General features: G+C 74.1%; 13 protein-coding genes. 12 read left to right on the top strand and 1 reads right to left on the bottom strand.

Annotated features, from left to right (window positions below):
• Nucleotides 1-46 precede the first annotated feature (46 nt).
• The 8 genes from UQW22_RS15450 (at nucleotide 47) to UQW22_RS15415 (ending at nucleotide 8,856) form a co-directional block, all read left to right on the top strand.
• Nucleotides 47-244, top strand: coding sequence for a ubiquitin-like protein Pup (locus UQW22_RS15450; protein WP_407317960.1), 198 nt, complete (start codon nucleotides 47-49; stop codon nucleotides 242-244).
• Nucleotides 245-250: 6 nt separating this feature from the next.
• On the top strand, nucleotides 251-1,102 hold the full coding sequence (prcB, locus tag UQW22_RS15445; protein WP_407317959.1) for a proteasome subunit beta: 852 nt from the start codon (nucleotides 251-253) through the stop codon (nucleotides 1,100-1,102).
• Nucleotides 1,099-1,818, top strand: coding sequence for a proteasome subunit alpha (gene prcA / locus UQW22_RS15440; RefSeq protein WP_407317958.1), 720 nt, complete (start codon nucleotides 1,099-1,101; stop codon nucleotides 1,816-1,818). The genes prcB and prcA overlap by 4 nt, the downstream gene beginning before the upstream one ends.
• 9 nt (nucleotides 1,819-1,827) lie before the next feature.
• The gene (gene pafA, locus UQW22_RS15435; protein WP_407317957.1) at nucleotides 1,828-3,189 is read left to right on the top strand and encodes a Pup--protein ligase; all 1,362 of its coding nucleotides are present in this window, start codon (nucleotides 1,828-1,830) and stop codon (nucleotides 3,187-3,189) included.
• A gap of 94 nt (nucleotides 3,190-3,283) precedes the next feature.
• The gene (locus tag UQW22_RS15430) at nucleotides 3,284-4,303 is read left to right on the top strand and encodes an FKBP-type peptidyl-prolyl cis-trans isomerase (RefSeq protein WP_407317956.1); all 1,020 of its coding nucleotides are present in this window, start codon (nucleotides 3,284-3,286) and stop codon (nucleotides 4,301-4,303) included.
• Nucleotides 4,304-4,310: 7 nt separating this feature from the next.
• A complete protein-coding gene (gene hisF, locus UQW22_RS15425) occupies nucleotides 4,311-5,081 on the top strand; it encodes an imidazole glycerol phosphate synthase subunit HisF (RefSeq protein ID WP_407317955.1) in 771 nt (256 codons plus the stop codon).
• Nucleotides 5,082-5,221: 140 nt separating this feature from the next.
• Entirely contained in the window at nucleotides 5,222-7,039 is a 1,818-nt protein-coding gene (locus UQW22_RS15420) for an ABC transporter ATP-binding protein (protein WP_407320832.1), read from the top strand.
• Nucleotides 7,036-8,856 carry an ABC transporter ATP-binding protein gene (locus UQW22_RS15415; protein ID WP_407317954.1) on the top strand — a complete coding sequence of 607 codons (1,821 nt, stop codon included), beginning with the start codon at nucleotides 7,036-7,038 and terminating at the stop codon, nucleotides 8,854-8,856. Before UQW22_RS15420 ends, UQW22_RS15415 begins: the two co-directional genes overlap by 4 nt.
• Before the next feature lie 10 nt (nucleotides 8,857-8,866).
• Here UQW22_RS15415 and UQW22_RS15410 read toward each other — a convergent pair whose 3' ends face one another.
• Entirely contained in the window at nucleotides 8,867-9,601 is a 735-nt protein-coding gene (locus tag UQW22_RS15410) for a haloacid dehalogenase type II (protein ID WP_407317953.1), read from the bottom strand.
• 78 nt (nucleotides 9,602-9,679) lie between these two features.
• On the opposite strand from UQW22_RS15410, the gene UQW22_RS15405 reads away from it, so the two are divergent.
• The 4 genes from UQW22_RS15405 to UQW22_RS15390 are packed head-to-tail and all read left to right on the top strand — an operon-like array spanning nucleotide 9,680 to nucleotide 12,952.
• Nucleotides 9,680-10,282, top strand: coding sequence for a CGNR zinc finger domain-containing protein (locus UQW22_RS15405; protein ID WP_407317952.1), 603 nt, complete (start codon nucleotides 9,680-9,682; stop codon nucleotides 10,280-10,282).
• Nucleotides 10,282-10,722, top strand: coding sequence for a phosphoribosyl-AMP cyclohydrolase (gene hisI / locus UQW22_RS15400; protein ID WP_407317951.1), 441 nt, complete (start codon nucleotides 10,282-10,284; stop codon nucleotides 10,720-10,722). The genes UQW22_RS15405 and hisI overlap by 1 nt, the downstream gene beginning before the upstream one ends.
• Nucleotides 10,719-12,359: an anthranilate synthase component I gene (locus UQW22_RS15395; protein WP_407317950.1), complete on the top strand. Its 1,641-nt coding sequence runs from the start codon at nucleotides 10,719-10,721 to the stop codon at nucleotides 12,357-12,359. Before hisI ends, UQW22_RS15395 begins: the two co-directional genes overlap by 4 nt.
• Entirely contained in the window at nucleotides 12,356-12,952 is a 597-nt protein-coding gene (locus tag UQW22_RS15390; RefSeq protein ID WP_407317949.1) for a Trp biosynthesis-associated membrane protein, read from the top strand. Before UQW22_RS15395 ends, UQW22_RS15390 begins: the two co-directional genes overlap by 4 nt.
• The last annotated feature ends 20 nt before the right edge of the window (nucleotides 12,953-12,972 follow it).

Below are 12,972 nucleotides of genomic sequence, written 5' to 3'. Positions count from 1 at the left end.
GGCATAGGCTGACCCCACCTCGCAGGAACGATGAAGGAGGCGGACCATGGCAGGTCAGGAACGCATCAACCCGCAGCGCGACGACCGCACGCCCGACGACGACGTGGAGGCCCCGGAACCGGTCGCGCCCCAGACGTCCGACTCCGACGCGGAGGTCGACTCGCTGCTGGAGGAGATCGACGAGGTCCTGGAGTCGAACGCCGAGTCGTTCGTCCGGGGGTTCGTGCAGAAGGGTGGGCAGTGAGTGCCGATGAGTCCTGCTGACGCCTCCGGCCGGCTCCCGGACGCCTTCCTGCGTCCGGGGTCGAGCTCGTTCGTGGACTTTCTCGGGGCGCACGCCCCGGAGCTGCTGCCCGGCAACCGGTCGACGCCCGGGACCGGTGCGCCGGCGACGGCGGAGCTCGCCCCGCACGCGACGACGATCGTCGCGCTGACGTTCGGCGGCCCTGACGGCGAGCAGGGTGTCGTCCTGGCCGGCGACCGGCGCGCGACGATGGGCAGCATGATCGCGAGCCGGGAGATCGAGAAGGTCTTCGCGGCGGACGAGTACTCCGCCGTCGGCATCGCCGGGTCGGCCGGGATCGCCGTGGAGCTCGTGCGGCTGTTCCAGCTGGAGCTGGAGCACTACGAGAAGATCGAGGGGTCCCTGCTCTCCCTCGACGGCAAGGCGAACCGGCTCGCCACGATGATCCGGGGCAACCTGCCGATGGCGCTGCAGGGCCTGGCCGTGGTCCCGCTGTTCGGCGGGTACGACCGTGACCGGGGCACCGGACGGATCTTCAGCTTCGACGTGACCGGCGGCCGCTACGAGGAGCGCGACCACCACTCGGTGGGGTCCGGCTCGGTCTTCGCCCGCGGGGCGCTCAAGAAGCTGTGGCGCACCGGGCTCGACGCCGACGGCGCGGTCTCGGTCGCCGTGGAGGCGCTCTACGACGCTGCCGACGACGACAGCGCCACCGGGGGACCGGACACGGTCCGCAAGATCTGGCCCGTCGTGGCCACCGTGACGGCCGACGGCTACCGTCGCGTGGACGACGACGCGCTCGCCGCCGTCGTCGGCCGCATCGTCGAGGCTCGCAGCGAGGAAGGACGACGCGCATGAGCATGCCCTTCTACGTCTCGCCCGAGCAGCTGATGAAGGACCGGGCCGACTTCGCGCGCAAGGGGATCGCGCGGGGGCGCTCCGTCGTCGTCCTCGCCTACGCCGGCGGGATCGCGTTCGCCACCGAGAACCCGTCGCGTGCGCTGCACAAGATCTCCGAGATCTACGACCGCATCGCTCTGGCCGCCGTCGGCAAGTACAACGAGTTCGAGAACCTGCGGGTGGCCGGCGTGCGGTACGCCGACCTGCGCGGCTACTCCTACGACCGCACGGACGTCACCGCGCGCGGGCTCGCCAACGCGTACGCCCAGACCCTCGGCACGGTCTTCACCACGGAGTCCAAGCCCCTCGAGGTGGAGCTGGTCGTGGTCGAGGTCGGTGCCGTCCCGGCGGAGGACCAGCTCTACCGGCTGAGCTACGACGGGTCGGTCGCCGACGAGCACGGGTTCGTGGTCATGGGCGGGCAGGCCGAGCAGCTCACCGCGCGCGTCCGTGAGACCTGGTCGGAGGGCATGGCCCTGGAGGACGTGCTGCGACTCGCCGTGCACGCGCTCGGGGCGGTGGCCCCGGACGGGACCGTCGCCGCCGACGGCGCCGAGCGGTCGATCCCGGCTTCCGCCCTGGAGGTCGCGGTGCTCGAGCGCGACCGGCCGCGGCGCACGTTCCGCCGCCTGCACGGCGACGTTCTGGCGGACCTGCTGGCCGAGGACGACTGAGGGAGCACCATGGACCGACGGATCTTCGGGCTGGAGACGGAGTACGGCGTGACGTGCGCGGCCGACGACGGCCGCGGGCTCAGCGCGGACGAGGTCGCCCGTTACCTCTTCCGCAAGGTGGTGGCGTGGGGGCGTTCGTCCAACGTGTTCCTGCGCAACGGTTCGCGGCTGTACCTCGACGTGGGCTCGCACCCGGAGTACGCGACGGCCGAGTGCGACGACGTGCGCCAGCTGGTGGCCTACGACCGGGGCGGCGAGCGGATCCTCGAGGGTCTGGTGGCCGACGCCCAGCAGCGTCTCGAGCACGAAGGACTGCCCGGCAAGGTCCACCTGTTCAAGAACAACACCGACTCGGCGGGCAACTCCTACGGGTGCCACGAGAACTACCTGGTGCGCCGGCAGGGGGACTTCTCCAGGCTGAGCGACGTGCTGGTGCCGTTCCTCATCACGCGCCAGGTGCTGACCGGCGCGGGCAAGGTGCTGGCCACCCCGCGGGGGGCGACCTACTGCCTGTCCCAGCGGGCCGACCACATCTGGGAGGCCGTGTCGAGCGCGACGACCCGGTCGCGGCCCATCATCAACACCCGCGACGAGCCCCACGCGGACGCCGAGCACTATCGGCGCCTGCACGTCATCGTCGGCGACTCGTCGATGTCGGAGACGACGACGATGCTCAAGGTCGGGGCCACCGACCTCGTGCTGCGCCTGGTCGAGGCGGGGGTGCCCGTGCGCGACCTCACCCTCGAGAACCCGATCCGGGCGATCCGCGAGATCAGCCACGATGCCTCGGGGCTGGCGCCGGTGCAGCTCGCCAACGGCCGGACCGCCACCGCGGTCGACCTGCAGGGCGAGTACTACCAGCGGGTGCGCGAGCACGTCGAGGCCCACCTCGAGCTGACGCCGCAGGTCAAGCAGGTCCTCGACCTGTGGGAGCGAGGGTTGCGGGCCATCGAGTCCGGCGACCTGACGCTCGTCGAGCGCGAGCTCGACTGGGTCATCAAGAAGCGGCTCATCGAGCGCTACCAGGCCAAGCACGGTCTCACGCTCGACGACCCCCGGGTCGCACGCCTCGACCTGGCCTACCACGACATCTCCCGCACCGAGGGTCTGTACAACCTGCTCGCGGCGCGGGGGATGGTCGACCGGGTGGCGACAGACCTCGAGGTCTTCGAGTCGACGGCGGTCCCGCCGCAGACGACGCGCGCCAAGCTCCGCGGCGACTTCGTGCGTGCCGCCCAGGAGGCCCGACGGGACTACACGGTCGACTGGGTCCACCTCAAGCTGAACGACCAGGCGCAGCGCACCGTGCTCTGCAAGGACCCGTTCCGCAACGTCGACGAGCGGGTGGAGCGGCTCATCGAGTCGATGTGAGGCACGGTCCGGCCACGGCCACGGCCACGGCCACGGTCGCGGTCGCGGTCGCGGGCCGGGCGGGCCGTCGCCGCGAGCGTGGCAGACTGTCTCGGTGCTCCGTCGTCCCCGCTCGCTCGCCGCCGCCGTCGGTGCCTGGCTCGCCGTGGCGCTGGTGCTCGCAGGGTGCTCGTCCCCGCTCGAGGAGCTGACCCCCGCGACGGCGCCCTCCCAGGCGCCGGTCGAGGTGAGCGGTCCCGAGGGCGAGCCGCCCGTCGTGGAGTACCCGCAGCCGTACGACGTGGTGCGCGCGGGCTCCCGGACCATCCGGCCCGGGGCCGGCGAGGAGATCGAGGACGGCGGTCCGGTGCTGCTGCACCTGTACGCCGAGGACGGCCGCGACGGAAGCGTGATCTCCTCCACCTATCTCGACGCGCCCGCCTGGTACACCTTCGACCCCGAGTCGCTGGGGCAGAACCTCCACGAGTCGCTGCGGGGCAAGCGGGTCGGCGCCCGGGTGCTGGTGGTCGAGAAGGACGGCGACGTACCGGTCGTGCTCGTCGTCGACGTGCTGCCCACCCGGGCGTCGGGCACCGTCGTGGAGACGTCCGAGGAGCTTCCGCAGGTGGTGCGCGACCCGGACGGCGCACCGTCGGTGCGGTTGCCGGACGGCGACCCGCCGGACGAGCTGGTGGTGCAGCCGCTGGTGCGTGGCTCGGGGCCGCAGGTCGACGTCGGTCAGGTGGTCACCGTCCGCTACGAGGCCCTGCGGTGGAGCGACGGCGCCGTGTTCGACACGAGCTGGGCCGACGGTGTCGCGCCGCAGTCCGAGACGATCGGCATCGGCCGGCTCATCGAGGGCTGGGACCAGGGTCTGCTGGAGCAGTCCGTCGGTTCCCAGGTGCTGCTCGTGGTCCCGCCCCGGCTCGGCTACGGTGGCACCGGCAGCGACCTCGCGGACGAGACGCTCGTGTACGTCGTCGACATCCTCGACGCGAGGTACCAGGTCACCGAGGAGACCACCGGAGAGGACTCCGGGGACGACCCGGAGGAGGACTCCGACGGGGAACCGTCGGACGCGAGCGCGCGGGCTGCCCAGGACGAGGCGACCGAGGACCGGACCACTGGAGGGTGACCAGCAGATGAGCGTAACCGTACGGGTGATCCCGTGCCTGGACGTCGATGCCGGACGCGTCGTCAAGGGCGTGAACTTCACGAACCTGCGGGACGCCGGCGACCCCGTGGAGCTCGCCGACCGGTACGACACCGAGGGCGCCGACGAGGTGACGTTCCTCGACGTGTCTGCCTCCTCCGGCGGCCGGGAGACGATGGTCGACGTGGTGCGGCGCACCGCCGACCAGGTCTTCGTGCCCCTCACCGTCGGCGGCGGGGTCCGGACCACCGACGACGTCGACCGGCTCCTCCGGGCGGGCGCCGACAAGGTCGGCGTGAACACGGCGGCCATCGCACGTCCTGAGCTGATCGCTGAGATCGCGGACCGGTTCGGCAACCAGGTGCTGACCCTGTCGGTCGACGCGCGCCGGGTCACCGGTGACATCACCACGGAGTCCGGCTACGAGGTCACGACCCACGGCGGGCGCCGGGGAACCGGCATCGACGCGGTGGAGTGGGCGGAGCGCGCCGCGCGGCTCGGTGCCGGTGAGATCCTGCTCAACTCCATGGACGCCGACGGCACCACCGGCGGCTTCGACCTGGAGATGCTGACGGCCGTGCGGCAGCGGGTGTCGGTGCCGCTCATCGCGTCCGGCGGTGCGGGGACCCCCGAGCACTTCGTCGAGGCCGCCCGGGCGGGTGCCGACGCCGTCCTGGCCGCGAGCGTGTTCCACTTCGGGACGCTCACGGTCGGACAGGTCAAGGACGCGATGCGCGCGGCGGGCGTCGACGTGCGCTGATCACGGCGTCCTCGCCGCGGACGTTAGGATCGATTCGATCCCCGACGACTGCGAGGAATGCTGTGCCCGGACCCGGCCCCGAGACGACCACCCTCCCGGGGTCGAGGCTGCGCCGCAGCGCGGCGCTCCTGTGGCGCGGGATGCGTGCGGAGCCCCGCCTGTACGGGCTGGCGGTCGCCGCCTCGGCCGTGTTCGGCGCTGCCACGGTCGCGGTCAGCCGCGCCGTCGGCTGGGCGACCGACGCGGTCGTCGTGCCGGCCCTGGGCGGGGACCCGGCGGCGCGCGAGGACATCTGGCTGGCCGGTGGCGTGCTCGCGCTGGTCGCGCTGACCCTCGCGCTGTCGGTCGCGGGCCGGCGGATCTGGGCGGGCTGGGGCAACGCCGGGCTGCAGGCCCAGCACCGTCGGGCGTTGTCGCGTCAGTACCTGCGCCTGCCCATGTCCTGGCACCGGGCGCACCCCGCCGGCCAGCTGCTGTCGAACGCCAGCGCCGACGTCGAGGCGGCCACCGGCGTGTTCAACCCGCTGCCGTTCGCCCTCGGCGTCGTGGTGATGATCGGCGTCGCGACGGTCATGCTGGTCGCCACCGACCCGTGGCTCGCCGCCGCCGCACTCGTCGTCATCCCCGCCGCGATCGTCGCGAACCTCGTCTTCCAGCGGCACATGTCGCCGGCGGCCACCCGGGCGCAGCAGCTGCGCGCGGAGGTCGCCGACGTCGCGCACGAGTCCTTCGAGGCGGCGCTGCTGGTCAAGTCCCTCGGGACGGCGGACCGCGAGGAACGGCGGTTCGCCGAGCGCACCGACGCCCTGCGGGCGGCGAACGTCCGGGTGGGGACGGTCCGTGCCGTCTTCGACCCGGTGATCGAGCTCCTGCCCAGCCTGGGCACGCTCCTGGTCCTGGCCGTCGGGGCGTGGCAGGCGGCGAGCGGAGCCGTGGACGTCGGCGACGTCGTCACCGCGGCGTACCTCCTGACGATCATGGCGGTGCCGGTGCGTGCCTTCGGCTGGGTGCTCGGCGAGCTGCCACGGGCCCTCGTGGGGCACGAGCGCATCACCCGGGTGCTCGACGCCCGGGGGGAGATCGCCGCCGGCACCGACCCGCTCCCGCGCGGCCGGGCCGGGCTGGCCGTCCGGCTCGAGGGCGTCGGGGTGGACGTGCCCTCGATCGGGCGGACCGCCACGCTGCTCGACGACGTCAGTCTCGACGTCGGCGCCGGCAGCACCGTGGCGGTGGTCGGCCCCACGGGAGCCGGCAAGACGACGCTCGTCTCGCTGCTGAGCCGGTTGAGCGACCCCACCCGGGGGACCGTGTCGCTCGACGGCGCCGACCTGCGCACCCTCGCCGACGGGGAGGTCCCGGCCCAGGTCGCTCTCGTGGCCCAGCAGACCTTCGTCTTCGAGGACACGGTGCGGGCGAACGTCACCCTGGCCGACGAGACGGGCCCGGACGTGGACGCCGCCGTGTGGGAGGCGTTGCGCCTGGCGCACGTCGACGACGTCGTGCGGGCGCTGCCCGAGGGGCTCGACGCCCCGCTGGGCGAGCGCGGGGCCAACCTGTCGGGCGGGCAGCGCCAGCGCCTCGCCATCGCGCGGGCACTGGTGCGCCGGCCGCGGCTCCTGGTCCTGGACGACGCGACGAGCGCGGTGGACCCTCGTGTCGAGCAGCAGATCCTCACCGGTCTCGCGGCGACGGCCGACGGGCGCCGCGCGACGACGGTCGTGATGGTCGCCTACCGCATGTCGTCGGTGACCATGGCCGACGTCGTGGTCCACCTGGACGGCGGGCACGTGGTCGACGTGGGCACGCATGCCGAGCTGTTGGCGCGGGACGCCGGCTACCGGGAGCTCGCCACCGCCTACGAGACCGAGACGGCGCGGCGGGAGCAGGAGCTCGCGGACGAGCGGGCGGCGGGCACCGACGTCCATCGACCGTGGGACGAGGAGGAGGTGGCCCGATGAGCGAGTCGCGCATCGCCTCGGCCAGCGAGCTCGGCGTGCTGGCCACCCTGCGCCGCGGCGTGGAGATCTCACCGCAGATCGTGCACGGCATCTGGCTCACGCTCGCGCTGGCCGTGCTCGCGGCCGCCGGCCGCGTGGTCGTCCCCCTGGCGGTCCAGCGCACCATCGACGACGGCATCCTGGCCGACGGCGGGCCGGACGCGACCCGTGTGGTGCTGCTCACCGGGCTGGCCGCCGGAGCCGTCCTCGTCGCCGGGCTGTGTACGGCGGTCGTCAACATCCGGCTGTTCCGCAGCACGGAGGCCGGGCTGGCCGCGTTGCGCGAGCGGGCGTTCCGGCACGTGCACGACCTGTCCACCCTGTCCCAGGGCACCGAGCGCCGCGGTTCGCTGGTCTCCCGGGTCACCAGCGACGTGGACACCATCTCCCAGTTCGTGCAGTGGGGCGGCATCATGCTGCTGGTCAGCTCGCTGCAGATCGTCGTCGCCACGGTCCTCATGGCCGTCTACTCGCCGTTGCTGACCGTCGTGGTCTGGGCGTGCTTCGTCCCGCTGTTCCTGGTGCTGCGCTATGCCCAGCGCGCCGTCGGGCGGGCGTACGGGCGGGTGCGCGAGCGGATCGGGGCGATGCTCGGGGCCGTCTCGGAGGCCGTCGTCGGCGCCGAGACCGTGCGGGCCTACGGGGTGGCGGACCGGACCGGCCGTCGCGTGGACGCCGCGGTCGAACGCACGCGCGTGGCTCAGGGTCGGGCGATGCTGCTGGTGGGCAGCGTGTTCTCGTCCGGGACCTTCATGGCCAACCTGGTGCTCGCCGTGGTCGTCGTGGTGGGCGCCTACCTGGGCATCGGTGGCGGGCTCACCGCCGGCGAGCTCGTGGCCTTCCTGTTCCTCGTCCAGCTGTTCACCGGGCCCGTGCAGATGGCCACCGAGATCCTCAACGAGCTGCAGAACGCGGTCGCCGGCTGGCGGCGGGTGCTGGCCGTCGTCGAGACGCCGCTGGACGTCGTGGACGCGGGAGCCGACGGCGCCGACAGCCCGCGCGGCGACGCCCGCGTCACGCTGCGGGGGGTCCGGTACTCCTACCCGGACGGGCCGGAGGTGCTGCACGGCATCGACCTCGACCTGCCGGCCCGCCGCAAGATCGCGGTGGTCGGCCAGACCGGCTCGGGCAAGACGACGGTCGCCAAGCTCGTCGCACGGCTGATGGACCCGACGTCGGGCCGGGTCGAGCTCGACGGGACGGACCTGCGCGAGATCTCCCTCGCCCGCCTGCGCGAGCGCGTGGTGCTGGTCCCGCAGGAGGGGTTCCTGTTCGACGGCACGGTCCTGAGCAACGCCGCCTACGGGCTGCGTGCGCCGGGCGGCCCGGGCAGCGCCGGGGCCGCCGACGGCGCCGAGGTGCGCGAGCGGGTCGCCGCGGCGTTCGACGCCCTGGGCCTGACGGACTGGGTGGCGGACCTGCCCGCGGGCCTGGACACGGACGTGGGCCAGCGCGGGGAGTCGCTGTCGGCGGGGGAGCGTCAGCTCGTGGCGGTCGCCCGCGCCTATCTCGCCGCGCCCGACCTGCTGGTCCTCGACGAGGCGACCTCCGCCGTCGACCCCGCCACCGAGGTGCGTATCGCCCGGGCGCTCGACGCGCTCACGTCGGGCCGCTCGACGATCACGATCGCGCACCGGCTGTCGACCGCCGAGTCGAGCGACCTGGTGGTCGTGGTCGACGACGGCCACGTGGTCGAGGTGGGCTCGCACGCCGAGCTGGCGGCGGCGGACGGCGTGTACGCCCGGATGCACGCGAGCTGGATGGCCCAGACCCGCTGACCGGTCCGGGCTATCTCGCCCCGAGCGCGGTCGCGAGCTCGTCCAGGCCGTCGAACCGGCTGTCGACGTCGTCGCCGGCCGTCGGTGCTGCGCCGACCGGCCGCCGCACCCAGGCGGTGCGCAGGCCGCACGCCCGGGCCGCGCGGAGGTCCCAGCCGTGCGCCGCCACCATGAGCACCCGGTCCGGCCGGCTGCCCGCGGCGTCGAGGGCGAGCCGGTAGACCTCCCGCGCCGGCTTGTAGGCGCGGACCGCCTCGCCGGACAGGGCGAGGTGCCAGCGCAGCCCGGCGTGCGCGCCCAGCCGCATCAGCGTGGCGTGGCTCGCATCGGACAGGGCCAGCACGGGCAGGCGGCCGGCGAGGCGCTCGAGCGCGGCGACGGTGTCCGGCCAGGGGGAGAGGCGGCGGGCGGCCGTGGCCAGGCGGTCGACCGCCGCCGGGTCCGTGAGCCCGGCACGGTCGGCGACCTCCTCGGCGGCCTCGCGGTCGATGACGTCGGTGCTGGCGTAGGCCCGCTCGCCCCGTGCGACGCGCCCTTGCTCACGGTCCCGGTGCCGCGTCCACGCGGCGAACAGCTCGTCGACGGCGGGCTCGTCGCGCCCGGGTGCCGCCTCGCGGATCGCGGCGCGCAGCCCGCCGGGCTCGTCGACGAGCGTGCCGAGCACGTCGAGCACGACGACCTCGACGCCCTGCAACCCGACCGTGCGCGCCGCAGCGTCCTGCGAGGCGCTGTCGTGGGCCACCATGATGATCTCCCGTCGTCGTCACCGCCTGAACCCGTGACGATCTTGCGCCCCGGCGACGTCACCGGTCAAGATGGTGATGTGGACTTCGCGTTCGTGAGCGGCGACCCGGCCCTCGACCTCGTCGGCACGGTGCTGTCCCGCGAGGACCAGCGGCTCGACCTGCTGGGGGAGCCGGGCGACCTCGAGCGATGGATCGCGCGGTGCGAACCGCTGCCGGACCGCGTGACCGTCGACGAGACCTCCTTCGCCGCCGCGCTCTCGTTGCGCGAAGCGGTCCACCGGCTCGCCCTCGACCGGGTCCGCGGCAGGTCGTTCGACCCGCGGGCCCTCGGGGGCGTCAACGCCGCCGCGGCCGGGCCGGCGCCCGCGGTGACCCTCGGCGACGACGGGATCCGCCGGGAGGGTGACCTGCGAGCGGTGCTCGCCCAGATCGCTCGGGGCGCTGTCGACGTGCTGGGCGACCCCGGCGCACGCCTCAAGGAGTGCGCCCGCCCCGGGTGCACCCGCCTCTTCCTGGACCGCTCGCGGGGCGCCCGGCGTACCTGGTGCGGCATGGACGGGTGCGGCAACCGGGTCAAGGCCGCGGCGTACCGGGCGCGGCGTCGGGCGGCGTCACGCGGGCCGGGGGCCGGCTCCGCGGCGGTGGACGCCCCGCTCGGCACGCCGCGGAGCGTGGGATGATGTCGGCTGTGCCTGACCTGCCCGAACTGAACGACGGTCCGCTGCGAGCCGAGCTGTCCGCCCGCCTCAAGCGCGACGACCAGGGACTGGTCGCTGCGATCGTGCAGCAGCACGACAGCGGGGACGTGCTCATGCTGGGCTGGATGGACGACGAGGCGTTGCGCCGCACCCTGTCCGAGGGGCGGGTGACGTTCTGGAGCAGGTCGCGGTCGGAGTACTGGCGCAAGGGTGACACCTCCGGTCACTTCCAGTACGTGAAGAGCGTCGCGATCGACTGCGACGGCGACGCCCTGCTCGTCCGGGTGGACCAGGTCGGCGCCGCCTGCCACACCGGCGCGCCCACCTGCTTCGACGCTGGCGGCGAGCTGCCCGCCGTCGTCGGTACCCGCCCCGACGCGAGCCCTGCCGAGCACCCTGACGAGAACGAGGAGGTCCGGTGACGAACGCCGGCACGCCCACCACCCCGCCCCGTCCCGCGGCCCCCGCCGTCGCGCCCACGGCCGAGGACCTCACCTGGGGTGCGACGTGGCCGCGCCTGGACACCTTCCGCGAGCTGGCGCGCGATCGTCGCGTCATCCCCGTGGTCCGTCGCGTCCTGGCCGACGACGTGACCCCCGTCGGTCTGTACCGCTCGCTGGCCGGCGGGCGGCCCGGCACGTTCGTGCTGGAGTCCGCGGAGGCGGGCCGGTCCTGGTCGCGGTGGTCGTTCGTCGGCGTCGAGGCGCGCGCGACGCTGCTGTCCGACGGCGGGCGGGCGGTGTGGACCGGGGACGTGCCGGCCGGGATCCCCGTGGAGGGCGACGTCGTCGACGTCCTGGAGTCCGCGCTGGAGGCCCTGCGGACCGTGCCGGTGGAGGGCCTGCCGCCGCTGACCGGCGGGTTCGTCGGAGCGATGGGCTGGGACGTGGTGCGCCACTGGGAGCCGACCCTCCCGGCGGACGCGCCCGACGAGCTCGACGTGCCGGAGGTGGCCCTGACCCTGGCCACGGACCTGGTGGCCGTGGACCACCTGACGGGGTCGGTGTGGCTCATCGCCAACGCGATCAACGCCGACGGCACGGACGAGCGCGTCGACGAGGCGCACGCGGACGCCGTCGCCCGGCTCGACCTGCTCGCGGAGCGGCTGGCGGTCTCGCACCGCGCCGAACGGACCGTGCTGCGCGACGACGTGACCGAGCCGGAGATCGAGTTCCGCTCCACGCGTGCCGAGTACGAGAACGCCGTCCTGGCGGGCCAGGAAGGGGTGCGCGACGGCGAGGTGTTCCAGGTCGTGCTGTCCCAGCGGCTCGACCTCGACTGCCCGGCCCCGCCGCTCGACGTGTACCGCGCGCTGCGCACGATCAACCCGAGCCAGTACATGTACTACTTCCAGCTCGCCGACCACCGCGGGCGTGACTTCGCCGTCGTCGGGGCGAGCCCGGAGACCCTGGTGAAGGTCGACGACAGGTCCGTGACCACGTACCCGATCGCGGGCTCGCGGCCCCGTGGGGAGAAGGTCGAGGACGACGTCGAGCTCGCCGAGGAGCTGCTCGCCGACCCCAAGGAACGGGCCGAGCACCTCATGCTGGTGGACCTGTCCCGCAACGACATGGTCAAGGTGTGCGAGCCCACCTCGGTGGAGGTCGTGGAGTACATGACGGTGCGTCGCTTCAGCCACATCATGCACCTGTGCTCGACCGTCGTCGGGCGCCTGCGCCCCGGGGCGACGGCGCTCGACACGTTCCGGGCGACGTTCCCCGCGGGGACCCTGTCCGGCGCGCCGAAGCCGCGGGCGATCGCGATGATCGACGAGCTGGAGCCGGCTTCCCGCGGCATCTACGGGGGGACCTGCGGCTACTTCGACTTCGGCGGGAACATGGACATGGCGATCGCCATCCGGACCGCCCTGCTGCGCGACGGACGTGCCTCGGTGCAGGCCGGCGGCGGGATCGTCGCGGACTCGGTGCCGGCGCTGGAGTACGAGGAGTCGCGCAACAAGGCCGCGGCGGCCGTCCGGGCGGTGCAGCTCGCCGCGCGGTTCGCCGACCTCGGCGCCTCGCCCGCGGCGAGCCCGGCGGGAGCGGGGACGGCGCCGTGATCCGTTCACGGTCCCGCGCCGTCGTCCTCCTGCTGGTGCTGGGTGGCGCGGCGTTCGCCGTGTCGGCCCCCGTGTGGTTGCGCACCACCGTCGCCACGGCCCTCGAGCCGCAGGTCGCGGTGGAGGTGCCGGGCACGACGGCGGCGCCGGCGGTGAGCGCGGCCGCCTTCGTCGTCCTGGCGGGGGCTCTCGCGGCGACGCTGGCGGGGCGCGTGGCGCGGTGGGTCGCATTGGCCGCCACCGCCCTGGCCGGTGCCACCGTGGCCCTCGGTGCCGGAGCCGTGCTCCAGGACCCGCAGGCGCCGGCCGTCGCGGCCGCGGCGGACGCCGCCGGCGTGACCACCCTCACCTCGCCGGTGACGGTCACGGCCTGGCCGTGGCTGACCGTCGCCGTGGGTGCCGCCGTCGTCCTGGTCTCGGCGCTCGCGGCCCTGGGGGTGCGCTCGTGGACCCTCGGGGACCGGCGGCACGAGCGGGCCGGTGCCGGTCCCCGGAGCGCCCCCGGGCCCGGCGGACCCGCCGACCGCGACCCGGACGCCCAGGCGGACTGGGACGCCCTCTCGCACGGCACCGACCCGTCCGCCGACCGGTAGTCTGACCCCAGCAGCACGCG

Source organism: Isoptericola halotolerans, from assembly GCF_045689585.1.
GTDB lineage: Bacteria > Actinomycetota > Actinomycetes > Actinomycetales > Cellulomonadaceae > Isoptericola > Isoptericola halotolerans_B.
The sequence above is the reverse complement of the archived record's forward strand: the minus strand, read 5'-3'. Positions and strand labels throughout refer to the sequence as shown.